15 protein-coding genes are annotated in these 17123 nt (G+C 62.0%); 10 read left to right on the forward strand and 5 right to left on the reverse strand.

Going from position 1 to position 17123, the window contains the following annotated elements; all coding sequences use genetic code 11:
- Positions 1 to 3 precede the first annotated feature (3 nt).
- A complete protein-coding gene (locus tag B552_RS0103565; protein WP_019447631.1) occupies positions 4 to 1113 on the forward strand; it encodes a CoA transferase in 1110 nt (369 codons plus the stop codon).
- Positions 1114 to 1191: 78 nt separating this feature from the next.
- On the opposite strand, the gene B552_RS0103570 is transcribed toward B552_RS0103565, so the two are convergent.
- Positions 1192 to 2199 (reverse strand): NAD(P)-dependent alcohol dehydrogenase, encoded by a 1008-nt coding sequence (locus B552_RS0103570; RefSeq protein WP_019447632.1) that lies wholly within the window; start codon positions 2197 to 2199, stop codon positions 1192 to 1194.
- Positions 2200 to 2476: 277 nt separating this feature from the next.
- Here B552_RS0103570 and dbpA point away from each other — a divergent pair, with 277 nt between their 5' ends.
- Complete coding sequence (gene dbpA / locus B552_RS0103580) at positions 2477 to 3880, forward strand: ATP-dependent RNA helicase DbpA (protein ID WP_026035282.1); 1404 nt, start codon at positions 2477 to 2479, stop codon at positions 3878 to 3880.
- An 81-nt stretch (positions 3881 to 3961) separates the two neighbouring features.
- Here dbpA and B552_RS0103585 read toward each other — a convergent pair whose 3' ends face one another.
- Entirely contained in the window at positions 3962 to 4531 is a 570-nt protein-coding gene (locus tag B552_RS0103585; protein WP_019447635.1) for a YdeI/OmpD-associated family protein, read from the reverse strand.
- Positions 4532 to 4784: 253 nt separating this feature from the next.
- Here B552_RS0103585 and paaY point away from each other — a divergent pair, with 253 nt between their 5' ends.
- Positions 4785 to 5381, forward strand: coding sequence for a phenylacetic acid degradation protein PaaY (paaY, locus tag B552_RS0103590; protein ID WP_019447636.1), 597 nt, complete (start codon positions 4785 to 4787; stop codon positions 5379 to 5381).
- A gap of 29 nt (positions 5382 to 5410) precedes the next feature.
- Positions 5411 to 6307: an SDR family oxidoreductase gene (locus B552_RS0103595; protein WP_019447637.1), complete on the forward strand. Its 897-nt coding sequence runs from the start codon at positions 5411 to 5413 to the stop codon at positions 6305 to 6307.
- A 24-nt stretch (positions 6308 to 6331) separates the two neighbouring features.
- Here B552_RS0103595 and B552_RS0103600 read toward each other — a convergent pair whose 3' ends face one another.
- On the reverse strand, positions 6332 to 7519 hold the full coding sequence (locus B552_RS0103600) for a helix-turn-helix transcriptional regulator (RefSeq protein WP_019447638.1): 1188 nt from the start codon (positions 7517 to 7519) through the stop codon (positions 6332 to 6334).
- Between the two features lie 395 nt (positions 7520 to 7914).
- Between B552_RS0103600 and B552_RS0103605 the strand changes: the two genes are divergently transcribed.
- The 5 genes from B552_RS0103605 (at position 7915) to B552_RS0103625 (ending at position 14027) form a co-directional block, all read left to right on the forward strand.
- A complete protein-coding gene (locus B552_RS0103605) occupies positions 7915 to 9477 on the forward strand; it encodes a DUF1302 family protein (protein ID WP_035879357.1) in 1563 nt (520 codons plus the stop codon).
- A gap of 82 nt (positions 9478 to 9559) precedes the next feature.
- Positions 9560 to 10906 (forward strand): DUF1329 domain-containing protein, encoded by a 1347-nt coding sequence (locus tag B552_RS0103610; protein ID WP_237718158.1) that lies wholly within the window; start codon positions 9560 to 9562, stop codon positions 10904 to 10906.
- Positions 10907 to 11033: 127 nt separating this feature from the next.
- A complete protein-coding gene (locus tag B552_RS0103615; RefSeq protein WP_019447641.1) occupies positions 11034 to 12272 on the forward strand; it encodes an MFS transporter in 1239 nt (412 codons plus the stop codon).
- Positions 12269 to 13606: an FAD-dependent oxidoreductase gene (locus B552_RS0103620; protein ID WP_019447642.1), complete on the forward strand. Its 1338-nt coding sequence runs from the start codon at positions 12269 to 12271 to the stop codon at positions 13604 to 13606. Before B552_RS0103615 ends, B552_RS0103620 begins: the two co-directional genes overlap by 4 nt.
- Positions 13607 to 13619: 13 nt before the next feature.
- Positions 13620 to 14027, forward strand: a complete 408-nt coding sequence (locus B552_RS0103625) for a RidA family protein (protein WP_019447643.1) — start codon at positions 13620 to 13622, stop codon at positions 14025 to 14027.
- 107 nt (positions 14028 to 14134) lie between these two features.
- Here B552_RS0103625 and B552_RS0103630 read toward each other — a convergent pair whose 3' ends face one another.
- Complete coding sequence (locus B552_RS0103630; RefSeq protein ID WP_019447644.1) at positions 14135 to 14986, reverse strand: phytanoyl-CoA dioxygenase family protein; 852 nt, start codon at positions 14984 to 14986, stop codon at positions 14135 to 14137.
- A gap of 160 nt (positions 14987 to 15146) precedes the next feature.
- Between B552_RS0103630 and B552_RS28055 the strand changes: the two genes are divergently transcribed.
- The gene (locus tag B552_RS28055) at positions 15147 to 15725 is read left to right on the forward strand and encodes a TetR-like C-terminal domain-containing protein (protein ID WP_019447645.1); all 579 of its coding nucleotides are present in this window, start codon (positions 15147 to 15149) and stop codon (positions 15723 to 15725) included.
- A gap of 21 nt (positions 15726 to 15746) precedes the next feature.
- On the opposite strand, the gene B552_RS0103640 is transcribed toward B552_RS28055, so the two are convergent.
- Positions 15747 to 16949 carry a glycosyltransferase family 87 protein gene (locus tag B552_RS0103640; protein ID WP_026035285.1) on the reverse strand — a complete coding sequence of 401 codons (1203 nt, stop codon included), beginning with the start codon at positions 16947 to 16949 and terminating at the stop codon, positions 15747 to 15749.
- Positions 16950 to 17123: the final 174 nt, after the last annotated feature.

Consider the following 17123-nt stretch of genomic DNA (forward strand, 5'->3'; position numbering starts at 1 on the left):
GACATGAATCCCACGGAACTCCCTTTCGCCCCGCTGAGCGGCATCCGCGTGCTCGACTTCTCCCACGTCATCGCCGGGCCGCTTGCAACCTTCTACCTGGCGCAACTCGGCGCCACGGTCATGAAGATGGAAAACGCCAATGGCGGGGATGTCATGCGCCGCACCGAGAAGGGCCGGCAAGGCTTCGTCGCGCTGAATGCCGGCAAGCAAAGCCATGTGGTCGATCTCGGCAACCCGGAGGACCTCGCCCGGGCGCTGGAGCTTGCTGCGACCTGCGACGTGGTGGTCGACAACCTGCGCCCCGGCGTGCTGGAGCGCTTCGGACTCGGTTTCGAGGCGATCCGGGCGCTCAATCCAAAAGTCGTGTACTGCACGATCTCGGGCTATGGCCGCGCCAGCGCGGACGTGGCCGGCCGGGCCGCCTACGACCACGTGATCCAGGCCGCCACCGGCATGACTTTCATGGCCGGCACCGAAGACGATCCGCCGATCAAGACCGGATTTCCGGTGGTCGATTCAGCAACAGGCATGCAGGCTGCGCTGGCGATCCTGGCCGGGCTGCGCGAGCGGGACCGCAAGGACTGCGCTGTACAACTGGATGTGTCGATGACGGGTGCGGCGATGCAGCTGATGTATTCGTTCGCGTGCGAGGCGCTGACCAGCGGCACGTCACCGGCGCGGGTCGGCAATCAAGGCTATTCGGGCAGCCCCACCGCCGATTTCTTCGCCACGCGCAACGGCTGGATCGCGCTCGGCGCCAATACTCCGCGCCAGTTGATGCGGCTGCTGGAAGTCCTCGACCTGCAGCACGTGGCAGTTGATCCGGCCTTCTTCGCGGAGCCGCTGGACCCGGACTCTCCGGTATCCTTCGTACGCTCGGTCGATCCGGCCAGGCTCAAAGCCGTGCTGGCCGAACGCCTGAAGACGCTGGAGTCGGAAGACCTCGAACGCCGCCTCGCCCCGCTCGGCGTACCCGCCGCCCGACTGCGCAAGCTGGGCGAGTTCGCCACCGAAGCCATGCAGAGCGGTTGGCTGTCGACCGTCGAACTACAGGCCGATGATGCTACGGTGATCTCGCCGGGCCTCGGCTTTGGCGCGCGGGCGCACTGCTGACGCCTGCTGAAGAACTGTAAAAAAGCCCGCCGATTGGCGGGCTTGACGTGATTACTGCACACACTCCCAACCGGCTCATCAGAAAGACAAGCAGACTTTGCCGAAGTGCCGGCCCGCCGCCTGGTGGGCGAACGCGTTTGCGATGTCATCAAGCGGAAACGTGCAGTCAATCACAGGCTTGAGGCCGGTTGCGTCGATCGCGCGGATCATGTCGACCTGGTGCTTCCGGCTGCCGACAATCAGGCCCTGCAGCCGCTGGTGGCGGCGCATCAGTTCGCGCGTAGGCACCGTGCCGGCTCCGCCGGTCAAGGCCCCGATCAGGGCGATGTGACCGCCGATCCTGCACGCACGGATCGACTCCCCTAGCGTACCCGGGCCTCCAACTTCGACGACGTGATCGACGCCACGGCCGTTCGTGAATTCGAGGACCTTCGTGGCCCAGTCAGCATCGCGCTTGTAGTTGATGATGTGATCGGCACCAAGCGCTACGGCCCTCTCCAGCTTTTCGTCTGACGAGGAGGTTGCAATCACCGTTGCCCCCATCTGTTTGGCAAACTGCAGTGCGAAGATTGAAACGCCGCCGGTCCCCTGAACAACGATCGTGTCACCGGCCTTCAGCGCACCATCGACAACCAAGGCGCGCCATGCGGTCAGACCTGCCGTGGTCAACGTGGCCGCCTCTTCCGCGCTGTAGCCTCGCGGCGCGTGCGTGAACCATTGCGCGGGACGCACGACGGCCTCGCGGGCATATCCATCGACGCCGTCGCCCGGCGTGGTCGAGAAATCGGCAAGTGTGGGGCCGCCGTCGAGCCAGTATGGAAAGAATGTCGATACGACCGCGTCACCGACCGCGAATTCGGTTACCCCTTCCCCGATCGCTTCTACGACACCTGCGCCATCCGACATCGGAATCCGGCCGTCTTCAGTAGGCAGGCGTCCTGAAACGACGCCGAGGTCGTGGAAGTTGAGTGAACTCGCGTGGATGCGGACGCGAACTTCGCCCGGTGCCGGTGCGCCGGGATCAGGAAGCTCTGCGCGGTTGAGATGTTCCAGTCCACCGGGACTGCGCAAGGTAATGCCTTTCATTGAAGCAACTCCTGGTCGATTAACGTAACGAGCATCCGTGATGTGGTATCAGCGCCGTGCTGACAAGGCACGCCGGCGATTGTCCGATCGTATGTCGATAATCGCAAGAAGGTAGCGATCAATGCGCCCCGACAGCAAGCGTGGCTGCGCAGTTGGAGTCACGTTATCTGTTATGGGGCTGCCGAAGAGCTGGAAATCGCCAGGGACGTCGGCGCGTTGCCGGACCGGGAAGGCGGCGAAGGCGGGGAAAGACGCGGCCGTGCGCCTATAATCCGGCATGACTTCTTCCTCCCCCACCTCATTCGCCACGCTGCCGCTGTCCGCGGCCATGCAGGCCACCCTTGCCCAGCTTGGCTATGACGCCATGACGCCGATCCAGGCTGCCAGCCTGCCGCTCGCGCTGGCTGGTCACGACCTGATCGCCCAGGCCCGCACTGGCAGCGGCAAGACCGCTGCGTTCGCGCTCTCCCTGCTGCACCGCCTGGATCCGCGTCCGCTCGACGTACAGGCGCTGGTGCTCTGCCCCACGCGCGAACTGGCCGATCAGGTTACACAGGAGATCCGTCGCCTCGCCCGCGCCGAGGACAACGTCAAGGTACTGACGCTCAGCGGCGGCTCGCCGATCCGGCCGCAGGTGGATAGCCTTGTTCATGGTGCACACGTTGTTGTTGGAACGCCGGGTCGCATCATCGATCACCTTGATCGCGGAAGCCTGAATATCGACACGATCAACACGCTTGTTCTCGATGAGGCCGACCGCATGCTGGACATGGGCTTTCACGACGACATCTCCTTCATTGCCAGCCACGCGCCGAAGGACCGGCAGACGTTGCTGTTCTCGGCCACCTATCCGGCTGCCATCGACAAGCTCGCCCATCGCTTCCTGCGCCAGCCGAAGACCGTGAAGGTGGAGGAGGCGCACGACGCCGCCACCATCACCCAGCGCTTCTACGAAGTGGAGGACGACGCGCGGCTCAACGCCGTCGGCCTGTTGCTCGACCATTTCCGCCCGGCCACCAGCCTTGCCTTCTGCAATACGAAAGCGCGTTGTCGCGATCTGGCCGACCTGCTTCACGCGCAGGGCTATTCCGCGCTTGCGCTGCATGGCGATCTGGACCAACGCGAGCGCGATCAGGTGCTGGTGCAGTTTGCCAACCGGAGTTGCTCGGTACTGGTGGCCACCGACGTGGCCGCGCGCGGGCTCGACATCGCTCAACTGGAAGCCGTGATCAATGTCGACGTCACGCCGGACCCCGAGGTGCATGTCCACCGCGTCGGCCGCACCGGGCGTGCCGGCGAGGCGGGCTGGGCCTTCAGCCTGGTCAGCCTTGACGAAATGGGTCGCGTGGGCAACATCGAACAGCATCAGGGCGGCGAATTCGAGTGGCATGCGCTCGAAGAACTGACGCCGTCAGGCGGCGCACGCCTGCTGCCGCCGATGGTCACGCTGCAGATGCTGGGCGGGCGCAAGGAGAAGATCCGGCCCGGCGACATCCTCGGCGCGCTGACAGGCGATGCTGGCTTCACGAAGGAACAGGTCGGCAAGATCAGCGTGATGGAGATGTCGACCTATATCGCCGTGGACCGCGCCATTGGGCGCGAGGCGGTGAAGCGGCTGAACGAAGGCAAGGTGAAGGGCCGCAAGGTAAAAGTGAGAATGCTGACGACCGACCAGCGGTAACTTGCCACTGCCGTAGCACGCTTGCTCGCCGGATGCGCCCCGCCAATCCGGCGACTTGCTGCCCCTGCTGAACGCCCTGATCTAGGGATGAAAGGTTTCGCCTCGGGTCAGCATGCCGATGAACTCCTCGATCTTGCGCTTCCGTGTTGCCGGCATCCTGGCGTTATGTACCCGAAACAGGATGGCGTAGCGGTTGCGGCTGTTCAGCGTCGCAAAGAACGCGTTGGCTTTTGGATTGGCATCCAGTGCGGCCTGCAGATCCTCCGGTACAACCGCGTTGCTGGCGGACGCATACGCAGCCTCCCAGCGGCCGTCTTTCCTGGCTTTCTCGATCTCCCGCATGCCAGATGGATGCATTCTTCCCGCGGCGATCAGCGCTTCGGCCCTGTCCTTGTTGAGCTTCGACCAGATACTTCTTGCGGAGCGCCGAGTGAAGCGTTGCAACCAGTACTCTTCACTTCCCGCCTGTTTTTGGCCATCGATCCAACCATGGCACAGGGCGCTTTCCAGCGCTTGTTCGTAAGTCAGGGTTGGCCGGCTGGCGCCTTTTTTGGCAAGGCGCAGCCATATTCCGGCGGAGGTACCGCCGTTTTGCGCCAGCCAGGCTTCCCATTCATTCTGGTCAAGGAATGTCAGATGCGGGTCAGTCATGAAATGGCTCCGAACAGGCGAATTCGTAGTCGCTTCGAGTGGAAGCAGAGCTGTCAACCAGAACACGCTGGAAGACTGGAGATTACCTCCTTATTGGAATACACAGTAGACCCATCACTTGCGTTTGCGCCCTAGTCCGAATTGACGTTGGCCTCCGAAATTCACCCATGTACGCTCCCATTGGCGCCACATCGCGGGTGATTGTGAAAGCGCAGAGCAGTCGCCACGCGCCCAAACAGGAGGAGACCCCAAGATGCCTTGCTACAGCCTGGACGGCCTGACCCCAGTGGTCGATCCGACCGCCTATGTACACCCGACCGCAGTGCTGATTGGTGACGTAATCGTCGGCCCCGGCTGCTACGTCGGCCCGCTCGCGGCGCTGCGCGGCGACTTTGGGCGGATCATTCTGGAAGAGGGAGTGAACCTGCAGGACACCTGCGTCATACACGGCTTCCCTGGCAGCGACACTGTGGTCGAACGCCACGGCCACATCGGGCACGGCGCGGTGCTGCACGGCTGCCGTATCGGCGCTGATGCACTGGTGGGGATGAACGCGGTGGTCATGGACAATGCGCGCATCGGTGAGCGCTGTTTCGTCGCCGCTACGGCCTTTGTCAAGGCCGGTTTTGAGTGCCCTCCGCAGAGCCTGGTGATGGGATCGCCTGCCAGGGTGAAGCGCCAGCTTGGCGCACAGGAAATCGCCTGGAAACAGCGCGGCACCGCCGAGTATCAAACGTTGGCCAGGCGCTGCCTGGCCGGCCTGTTGGAGTGCGAGCCGCTGGCGGCAATGGAAGCCGACCGCCCACGTGTGCATGATTCGGGAATACGGCCCAAGAGCCCTGGCGGATAGACTTTCGCCCGCTCGGCGACATAGTCCATATGGACTATGTCGCCGAGCGCGTGAGCAGAAACAATGCGCATGGCAGCCGCACCCGTCGCGGTTGCTCCACCAACCACGACGTCAAGGAGAGACAGCAAGTGACGACTCAACACCCTGCCGACAACGACTATCGCGTAGCCTTGAACACTCCGGGCAGCAGTGTCGTGATTACCGGCGCCGCCTCCGGCATTGGCGAGGCTTGCGCGGAGGCGCTGGCCGCGATTGGCCGGCCGGTTGCCATCTGGGACATTCAGGAGGACAAGGCGCGCGCCGTCGCTGCGACGCTCGCCGAACGCTACGATGTGCCCACCTTTGGGCTCGGCATTGATCTCCGGACACCCGCGGCCCTGGACGACGCGCTGGCCCGCACCCGCGCCGCCCTGCCCGCGCTCGGGGGCATGGTGCACGCTGCCGGCGTAGTGGACCAGAGCGGGATCGACGGCCTGACAGAGGCACGCTGGGATGCCGTACTTGATGTCAACCTGCGCGCCATGGCCCTGCTGGTGCAGGCCATGCTGCCCGACCTCCGTGCGCAACCCGGCGCGTCCGTCGTCGGCATCGCGTCGATCAATGCCACACTGGGCAACGGACTGATTCCGGCTTACTCCGCCTCCAAGGGCGGCCTGCTTTCGCTGGTGCGCTCGCTGGCGGATAGCCTGGGCCACGACGGCATTCGCATCAACGCCGTCTCCCCCGGCCAGATCCACACGCCAATGCTGCAACCCGCCATCGACGCGCTGCCTCCAGGCACTTTCGAGCGCCGCATCCAGCTGGGCCGCCTTGGCACCCCCGCAGAGATCGGCCGCGTAGTCCGTTTCCTTCTGTCGAACGAAGCCAGCTATATCACTGGCACCGAGCTCGTCGTCGACGGCGGCAACATTCCCTCGCAGCGCTGAGTCGAAGCGTCAGTGCAGCCCGTCTCAGCCAAGTGAAACGACGCTGCCAAGCAGTGTGCGCACCAGCGTCGCTTGCCGTGTCACGCCGGTCTTCGAGAAGATTGCCCGCAGATGTGCCCGCGCAGTGTTCTTGCTGACCGCAAGTTCCTCCGCGGCTTCGTCAAGCGTGAGCCCGTTTGCCAGTTGCAGGGCAAGCTCCGTCTCGGCAGGTGTGAAGTCAAACAACTGACGCACCGTGTCACGCGACGCCTCTGACTTTCGCTCGGGGTCACGGATAAAGATCACGCAGGCGGGGCGGTGCCGGTTGTTTTCCGACCATTCGCTCAACGGTATCGTGCGCACCAGCACGCCGAGCGCAGCTTTTCCGGATGGACGCGTAATCGACATCGCCTCCGCAACTGCCGGAATCCTGCCAACGTGCGCCGTTATGGCTCGCCGAAGCAGCCGCTGGAATTTCCGGTTCTCCTGCGCGTAGTTGACTTCCAGTCCGCCCATGGCCGCCCGGATGCCATCCCTTGCAGCAAGAATTTCGTCGGCTGCGGCGTTCGTCTTGATGACGGCCCCCGACTCGTCAACCATGACCATGCCGACCAGCATGCGGTCGATGGCGCCCGCACAGACGTTGCGCTCGGACCTGACCACATCCAACTGGGAATGCAGGTCAACCGCTCGCCTCAAATGCGGTAGCAAGACCGTGCAGAGTGCCTTTTCGGATTCGGTGAAATCGGGCGCGTCGATGTTGCGGGAAACACGGAAGCGACACTCCACGCCGGACTCGGTGCGCAGGTCCGCACCAAGGACATAGCGCACGCCGAGTGGTTGCAGGAACTGCTGGTATAGCTCGCTGCTACACCATGCGGCGTGGCCAAGGTGTTCATCGATGGTGACAACACGGTCCGAAGGCAGCCCGACGAAGGGGTCGAGCGAATAGTAGTAGCTGTTGTAGGACACCTCACCAGGCGACGTGGTGCCGTGCTCGGACGCATTCACCATCAGGCCGGCGCGGCCTGCCGCCGGCGAACGCAGGATCAGCGTGACGTAGTTCGCGCACAGTTGCGTGCGGATCTGCTCGAGCGCCAGTCCCCATGGCACGTGCTCCATCGGCCCTTGGTAGATCTTTCCAAGTAGCGCACTGAAATCCGGGAGCGACACCGCCAATTGCGCAAACGAACCTGCGGCGGACGTCGGGTTCTGGATCACCTCCATCAGCATTTCCTCTTGTCTCCACGCCACTCGCGCTTGCTGCGGTGGCGCTGGCCCTGCCATGAAATGGGCTCTGCCGGCCTGAAGCACGGAGCAAAAAAAGCCCGTAATGACGGGCTGAAGACCATGCGACGGGGAGACCTACATGCCGCATGGGCACGACCCCGGTGCCACCTTTGAAGGACGCTCCGCCCTTTCGAGCCCAAGCCAGACAGCAAGCGCCGGCAGCAGAAATACTGTTTTCATGGGTGCCTTTTTCAGTACAGCACCGATGTTCGCACAAACGCTACACGCGATGTATTAGGGAATCTCAGTACTTCGTCCAGACTATGCGCCGCACACCCGCTGCTACCTACACTTCGCCGGCAACTTTCAGGTAGGCGTTCTCAAGAAAGGGAGAAGCAATGCGTGTGCAGCAGCTTGGGTTGGGGGGGCCACCCGCGCGGTGGCGAAGGACGTTGGTAGCAATGGCAACAACGGCGGCGGTCATGCCGGCATGGGGCGGGGAGACGATCAATCTCGGAGCGGATACCACGCTCGACTATCACCTGACGCTGGGCTATGGCGTCGGCATTCGAACTCGATCGCCAAGCGGCACGCTGCTTGCGCCCGAGAACATCAACGGCGACGACGGTGACCGCAACTTCAAGAAAGGCGGGCTGATCGAAAACCAGATCAGCCTCCTTGGCGAGGCCGATCTCAAGCACGAAGATCTTGGATTCTTTCTGCGCTTCAGCGCGTTCTACGACCAGGCGTATCACCGCCCGAACGCCAACGACGCGCCAGCCACCGTCAACCATGACGGGCAGTTCAACAGGTTCACGTCGGATGCGCAGTACTATCTCGGCCAGCGCGCGAAACTACTTTCGGCTTATGCGTACGACACGTTCCAGCTCGGCAACACCGACCTGAACGTCAAGCTCGGCAGCCAGGTCGTCGCGTGGGGCGAAAGCCTTTTCTTCGCGAATATTGCTGCAGCCCAGGGGCCAGTGGATGCCTCGAAGGGCTACGTCGCAGGCGCGGAAGTCAAGGATATCCTGCTGCCCACGCCTCAGTTGTCGTTGCAATGGCAGCTGGCGCCGAACTTCAGCGTGCTTGGGTACTACCAGTTTCAGTTCCGCCCCAACGAACTGGTACCGCCGGGCGGCTACTTCAGTTACTCCGATGTCGTCGGACCTGGTGCACAGTTCATCATCGGCCCGGACGGCATGCAGATCCCGCGCGGCCCGGACCTCAAACCGAAGAGCCATAACCAGTGGGGTGTGGGCACACGCTGGCGCGCCGAAATGGGCACGGAATTCGGGCTCTACTACCTGCACTACAACGACACGAATCCCAGTGTTGTCACGAGCTTCTTCCCGACGCTCCAGTATCAACAGCAGTACTTCGGGAATATCCAGCTGTACGGGGCAAGCTTTTCGACTGAACTCGGCGGCGTCAACGTAGCAGGCGAGACGTCATACCGGTCCGGCGCGGCCGTGCTCGTCAACACGCCGGACGGTCCGGCCGCCACGCGCGGCAATGTCTGGCAGACCAATCTATCCGCCATTCACACGATAGGCCCAACGTTCCTAGCTGCATCGCAGGCAGTTGTGGCGGAAATTTCCTACGTCCACGTCTTCGGCGTCACGCCTTTGCAGGGGTCGACGGAGCTGACCAACACGCGCGACGCAGCCGCCTTCGAAGTGGCCTGGACGCTCAGCTACAAGAACGTTTTTGAGGGCTGGGATCTCGACGTTCCGCTGACCCTTGCGCATCAGTTCGCAGGTAATACCTCCCTGGCCGGGTCGCTCGGTGCGTTGACCGGCATACACGACACGCAAGCGTCTGTGGGGCTGACGTTCACCTACCTGAACAACCTGAAGCTCGGTCTTGTGTATGCGAAGTACATGGGCGGCCCGAATGTAGTCTCACGCCCACTCGCCGATCGCGATTATCTGGTGGGAACGGCGACGTATTCGTTCTGACACTCATCCCGAGCCACTCGAATCACTCACCATTACGAGGAATCCCGCAATGAATTCCATTACTCTCGCTACGCTGCGAGCCATGGCCTGGGTTGCCGGCGCCACCTTCGCCGTCACGGCCTTCGCCAAACTCACTCCAGACGAGGTCAAGCGCCTTGATGGCCCATTGACGCCGATAGGTGCCGAGCGCGCCGGCAATGCCGACGGAAGCATTCCCGCCTGGTCGGCGAAGATTGTCGGTACGCCGCCTGGCGTCCATTACACACCTGGCGATCGCTATCCTGACCCGTATGCCAATGAAAAGCCGTTGGTGGTGATCACTCCGCAGAACATGCATCAATATGAATCAAAGCTGACTGAAGGCCAGAAGGCGATGTTCAAGCGGTATCCCGACACGTTCAAGATGTACGTGTATCCGAGTCACCGCGACTTTGCGCTGCCAGAGAGCAAGTACAGCGCGATTCGCACCTGGGCTGCGCAGACAACCACCACGAGCGATCAGAACGGGCTCAAGGACTTCCCGCCGCTGGCGCCATTTCCGATTCCCAAAACAGGGATCGAACTGATGTGGAACCTGCGCATGTCTGCCGACCTGGTTGCGGAAGATGCCGTCTACGATCAGGCCGTCGTCTATCCGAATGGCAATATCGTCTGGGGAAAGACGCAATACACCATCTACGCGCCTGTCGGCGCGGACGTTTTCAATCCCAAAAACCCCTTGAACGCCAAGAGCTTTTACCGCTCAACGACGATGCTGCCGCTCTCCGACCGGGGCACCATCATCACTGGCTACGAGATGTGGGATCAGGAAGGCGCGGATACGCGACGTACCTGGGTGTACAACCCCGGCACGCGGCGCGTGCGACAGGCACCGGAGTTTGGCTATGACCAGCCGCAGGGCCCCGGCGGGTTCCGCACTGTCGACGACGACCGGCTCTTCAACGGTTCCGGGCAACGCTACGACTGGAAGATCGTAGGCAAGCGCGAAGTCTATGTTCCGTACAACAACTACAAGATGCTGGACCCGAAGGTCAGCTACGCCTCGCTGCTGACCAAGGGCCACGAGAACATGGAATTCATGCGCTTTGAATTGCATCGCGTCTGGGTTCTGCAGGCCACCCTCAAGGAAAACTTCCGCCACCAGTACGCGAAGCGGGTTCTCTACATCGATGAAGATACGTGGAACGCCCTGGCTGCCGACAACTATGATGCGCGCGGCACGCTGTGGCGGACCAACCTCGCAGCGACGATCTACGCGTTTGATGCCAAGGACTTCTATTCCACGTCGGTCTTCTATCACGATCTCGTTTCTGGCGCCTATTACGCCGATCGCCTGACCAACGAGGCGTCCGCGCCAGTCCTGACCCCGAATGCCAAGAGCACCGAGGCGTACTACTCGCCCGACGCGATTCGCGGCGCTGGCAAGTAGGTTTTCCGCTTGGCGTTGATCGCCACGCCCGGTCATCCGTCGGTAGGCGGCGGACCGGGCTGAAGCGCCGCGCGCAAGACGGACACCCCTCCCCCCAGGGGCAATCCTGGAGCAGAACTCAAACGACATGAAGACAACAATCCAACCAGACTCGCGTAGCGGCTGGGGCATCGTCATTGGCCTGGCTGTGGTGCTATGCATCAGCTTCGGCACCACGCTCAATGTGCTGAGCGTATTCACACCGCCAATCCAGCAGGCGTTTCAGTGCTCGAACGAGGCGGCGGCGCGCGTGGCAACGGTGTTCCTGCTCACCATGACACTTGCCATGCCGGCAGCCGGATGGCTGCTTGACCGCATGTCGCCCCGGCCCGTGATGACCGGCGGCGCCGCCCTGACGGTGCTTGGCTACCTGGCTGCCTCGCAAGCTGGCGACATCACGCAACTGACGGCCATGCTGGGCGTGGCCGGGGTCGGCGTTGGCGCTTCGACCTACGTGCCGGCAATCACGCTGACTTCGCGGTGGATTTCCCCAAGCCGGCAGGGTCTGGCCTTCGGCATTCTGCTTGCCGGCGCTGCACTGGGCGCCATCGTGTTTCCGCTGCCGATCACCTACCTCACACAATGGCTCGGCTGGCGCTATGCCATGCAGGCTATCGCAGCCCTCATTGCGCTCACCTGCGTGCCAATGCTGGCATGGATCGCCCGCCTGCCAGACTCCAGCCTGACGGCGCCGGGCGAGGTGGCGCCGATGCCGCTGCACGGTCATGAAATCGGCGAAGCGCTGCGCATGCCGCGATACTGGTTGTGGATCGTCATGTTGATGCTGATCACGTTGAGCAGCCTCGGGGTGTATATCGCACTGGTGCCATACCTGGTGTCCACTGGCTACTCCGCCGAACGTGCCGCGGCCATCTATATGGCGATCGGGGCTGCCACCCTCGCAGGCAATTTCCTGTTCGGCGCACTCAGCAACCGATGGGGCCCGAAGACAGTCCTGTTGATAGGCACCGCCTTGAGTGCCGTCGGAATCCTGTGCCTGCTGGCAGTACACCATCACGCGCTGGGCATGATTGCGATTGCACTGTTCTCCCTGATCTGGGGCAGCACATTCAATCTTGCGAACCAGCTCTCGCCGCTCCTGCTTGCGGAATCGATGGGCCAGCGCAACTTCGGTGGCCTGCTGGGCATCGGCAACCTGATTTCCGGCGTGGGGTCTGCATTCAGTCCGGAAGCGCTGGGCTATCTTGTGGATGCCACGCATACGTACACGATTGCCCTGGCAATCTGTGCTGCGCTGCTTGTCATTGCGCTTCTGCCAATCTCCTTGCTGCAGCAACATGATCCTGCCTGGGAGACTGCCCGATGATGCCATTCATTCCGTCGGCCAGGCACGCCGACTACGAGACGGGCGCCGTACCCATCGAGCACAGCGGGTGGCGGCCCGAACAGCGCCTGCCGACGTACAAGGTGCTTGGCGAGGACCTCGATACCGACATTGTCGTGATCGGTGCGGGACTGGCGGGCGCGTCGCTCTCGTTGCATCTCGCAGAGCGTGGCGTCAACGTCGTGACACTTGAAGCCCGGCAGCCGGGCAATGGCGCATCCGGACGCAACGCCGGACATGTTCAGACGTTCCTTGATAACCTGGAACCGCTGCGCGCCTGGGGCGATCACGGCAAGCGCTTCACTGAATTCTTCGTGGAGCATCGCAATATCGTGTTCGATCTGTGTGCCAGGCACGGCATCGATGGCGATGCCGTCAAATCGGGCATGGTAGAGGCCGCATTCCGGCCCCATGAGGCGCTCGCGCGAAAGGCCGCGTTGTGGAAGGCTTATGGCTATGACGTCGAAGTCATCACGGAGGCGCCCCTGCGGGAACTGCTCGGCACAGGGAAATACCGCTACGGTGTCCATTGGCGTGAGGGCGGCCGGGTCAATCCATACCTGTTCACGAACGGCATGATCGCTGCGGCCGTGCGGCACGGCGCCCGGGTGTTCGGTGACTCACCAGTCATGAGCTGTCGTCGCGAAGGGCAGAGATGGCGCGTAAGTACACCCCGCGGCAGCGTGCGCGCGCAGCGCATCGTCATTTGCACCAATGGGCACGCGGGCAATCTGTTCTTCCCGGAACTGGCGCGCACGCAATACCCGCTGGTTGCATGCGGGATGGCAAGCAAACCCTTGTCGCCGGCGCTTCTCGAGATCATCAATCCTGCCCGTGTCGCCATGACGCAGTATCCAACCGGGCTCTACCCCATGGTGATTGACGGACGCAATCGCCTGGTCACGGCAACCATTCCCCATCCCCGGCGCGCGCATGAGGCGAAAACATACTTCGCCTACTTCCTGCGCTACCTCCACCGTACCTATCCCCGTACACGCGACTTCAACATCGAACTGGGGGCGTACTGGACTGGCATCACGGCAAACTCATCGTCCGTTTACCACGAGGACTACCCAAAGCTGTACCAGGTTGACGACGGCGTGCTTGCACTGATGAACCTCGGGACATGGGGCAACGTCATGGGGCCGCAGCTTGGCCTGAGCCTCGCGCAGGCGCTCGCGACAGAGCGTCTCGACGACTGCATGCTGCCACTGCAGAAGCCGGAGCCGGTACGTTTCCAAAGACTCTTCGAACTCAAAACCCGCCACCTGATGATCCCTCTCGCGAGGGTCATCGATCGCATGCAACTTGCCTGAAAGGAGACACCCCATGACAACACAACACCTGAACCCGCCCGGTCTGCTCAGCTTTCCACCACTGAGCCAGGTGGTGGTGAGCACCGCCAACAAGCTCGCATTCGTCGCCGGCCAGACCGCGTGCAATGCCCAATTCGAAGTAATCGGAGGCAACGACTACCGCCTTCAAGCGATCCATGCGCTGAAGAATCTTCAGACCGCAGTAGAGGCTGCTGGCGCGACAGTACACAACGTCGTCAGCAGCACCGTCTACTTGCGGGATCTGACGCCTGTGGTGGCAGAGCAATTCATCGCGGCACTCTCGGTGGCGTTGGACGGAGAGCCCTTCCCATCTCATGCGTTCACGATGGTCGGGGTGCAGGCATTGGCCAGCCCGGACGTGCTGGTAGAGATTTCCGCGGTTGTGGCCCTTGACGCGTAAGCACGCCAAAAGCAGGCCCGGTATCCCCTTGCGGTCAGGATAGCGGGCACTGCAGTTCAATTCACAAGGAGGAAGGGACATCCCTTCCTCCTTTTATTGGACTGTTGTCAGAGCTGCCCTTCACTGAGCAGATCAAGCGGATCGCGCATTTCAACCATACCCAGATACCCGCCGTTATCGCGGATGGCGTCGTGCACACCGTAGCCAAGCAGGCGTTGCGCCCGTCTGGACAGCCGTCGCGCCCGTGCCGGCGGCACCGCGAGTACGTTGTTCTCCTCGGTTCGGAGCCAGCCAAGCGTATAGCTCATGTGAAAACCGCGCCGCCACTGGTCCGATGTCGCATTCGCGCCGCCGGCGTGCAAGGTGGAGCCCTGGTAAATGACAGCGGACCCTGCTCGCATCTCGGCAACCGCAATTTCCGATGCCTCCGGCTGACGCTCGCGCGGCCATTGATGGCTGCCGGGGACAACAAGGGTTGCACCATTTTCCCGGGTGAAGTCCACCAGGGCCACGACGGTAGCCAGTTGCACGACCGGGCGCGGACGGTTGAAGTGGATCCACACGTCCTCGTCGCGATGCATTGGCTGGGCATTCGCACCCGGGCCCCGGTCCATCATGTGCCCGAGGTTCAGTTGGTAATCCGCGCAGTTGGGCAGCAGGAAGCGATCACACAGCGCCAGAAGGACCGGATGGCACATCACCTTTTCGGCAAAGACATCGGATTTGCCGGCCAACCCGGTCAGATGACGAACATGCTTGCCAAAGAACGCGGCAACGCCTTCGTTCAGGTGTGCTTGCGCGGGGTTGGAAGCCGAAATCAATGGATCGATATCCCGATCCAGTTCGGCAAGCGTGGAGGAATCAAGCAATCCCTCAACAATGACGGCGCCATGCTGTTCGAGGGCGTTCCCGATAGTCTCAAGGGGTGTGTCCGCTCCATATCGTGCGATCTCTGCCATACGTGTGTCTCCTTTTCCGTTGTCAACAGTCGATGTGGCAACCCGCAAACGCAAATGCCACTAATACATCCTATGATGCATTAGTGGCATTGTTAGCCACGAGGTACGTTGGCGTCAAGCTATGATGCGGCGTGCAACAAAATGACAGAGCGCAAAAGATATGGGTGTCAAGAATGGGCCGGGCCTGATCCGGCCGGGCGGCCGGACGGAGCAGGTTCGCAAGGCTATTGCGGCAACCGTGCTCAACCTCATCGAGGCGGGCCACATCGATTTCGAGTTGCAGGAAGTGGCCAGGCTATCCAATGTTCATCGCACGACCATCCATCGCCGCTGGCCGGATCGCGCCTCACTGATTGCGGAGGCACTGAGCGAGCACACCTCGCGCATCGATGTTCAGTTCACTGGGGACTGGCGCGCCGACATCCGCCGCATGGCATTCACGCTGCGGGACTTCCTCAGTGATCCAGTCGAAATCGCCATGAACACGATCCTGGCATCGACCAACAATGCGGAGTTTCGGCAGATGATTGCATCGCATTGGAGCGGTGTACTGAAAGACTTCCAGACACCAATACTGCAGGCGCAGGCGCGTGGCGAGATAGATGCGCGGCACGACGCCGAGATCCTTGTGTCGATGATGGTCTCGCCCATCGTATCGGCCATCATTTTCCTGAAGCAAACGCCGGATGATCGCTATATCGAACGGCTGGCAGCACAGTTGATCAAGGCTTGCGGCTGAGCGTTCCCGGCTCGCGCGCTGTTATGGCTGGCAAGCTGGCACCACCGCTGTCGTCGCCAGATGTCGGCGCACCACAATGACGAGCAAGGCAATCATCACGGCGGGAAGAATGTTGAGGTACTGGTGAAGGTATGCGGAGAGGAGTGCCTGTGCTGGCGCCACCCACACGGCGGCAAGGACAAGCCATTCCATGCGTCCCAGCGCTGACACCCTGCCGTCGCGCATGAGCAGGACAAGCGGCAAGATGAGCCATGCCAGATCGTAGAACATGATGTAGGGCTGCATCAGCAACGTGGCGATGATGAGCGAGGCCGCCCGCAGTTCAAATCTGGCGCGCTGCGCCCACAGGAAAGCCATCGCAAGGGCCGCTGGTACTGCAACAATGCCGTGTAGCTGGTAAGAGGCATTGACGGACAAGCCGACGCTTCGGCCTAGCGCGAAGGTGGTTGGCATTCCCGGCCACATCATGCTGCCGCCCTGTTCTACCGCCAATTCGCTGAATTGGGGTAGAAACGTCGCAAATGCATGCCAGGCGTCCTGTCCGAGCACCACAACGCTAGCCCCGGCAAAGACGACGGTGCCAAGTGCGGAAACGCCGAAAACCTTCCATTGCCTGCCGCATATGAGTGCCAGGGGAAACAGGACGCCAAATTGCGGCTTGATCGCAAGCATGGCGATAAATACCCCTGCCAGCGCGGCGTCAACTTCGATCATTGCCAGCGCCGCTCCGGCAGCTGCAACCGTGAACAGGGAGTTTTGCCCGAGCCCGATGGCAATGGCGACCCCGGGGAAAGCCAGCAGCGGCGGCAGATATGCACGGTCAATCCCGCGACAGAAGCGGGCCAGCACGGCGTAATAGACCAGCAAGCCAAGGGCTGAGTACAGGAAGAGCGCTACCCCAAAAGGCAGCCGCCCGAATGGCAGGACTGCCAGCAGGAACGTCGGCGGATACGGCCAAGCCGAGTAGTCGCTGAGGCCCAACGCAACTTCCATGGGCAGCATCCACTGCGGCGAGAATACCGAGGCGGCCCCGTGCGCCATGGCCACCTTTGCGGCAGACCAGAATATTGCAAAGTCGATGCCAACCATCGGGGCTGACTGATCTCCCAGGAAGTAGAAGCGGGCAATCCATATTCCGAGGGCCAGGATCTGGACTGCGAGTGCCGCCAGGGCGTAAAACGTCGAGCGGCGCATGGCCGGGCGCTTTTCATGCATTGACGGCATGGGCTCCCTCCTGAATGGCTTTTCGCGGAGTCTACTTCCTCAAATGCCGCGCGGGCATCGCCCAATGAGAGGGGGTGTTTTCCCTGATAGTCCCTCGCCATTGTGAACTGTCGCTTGCGCTATACCGTTGCAAACGGCCGAACAGGGCCGGCAAGCACCATTCTGCAAGCCTGG

Origin of the sequence: Cupriavidus sp. BIS7, from assembly GCF_000292345.1 — a bacterium.
Lineage (GTDB): Bacteria > Pseudomonadota > Gammaproteobacteria > Burkholderiales > Burkholderiaceae > Cupriavidus.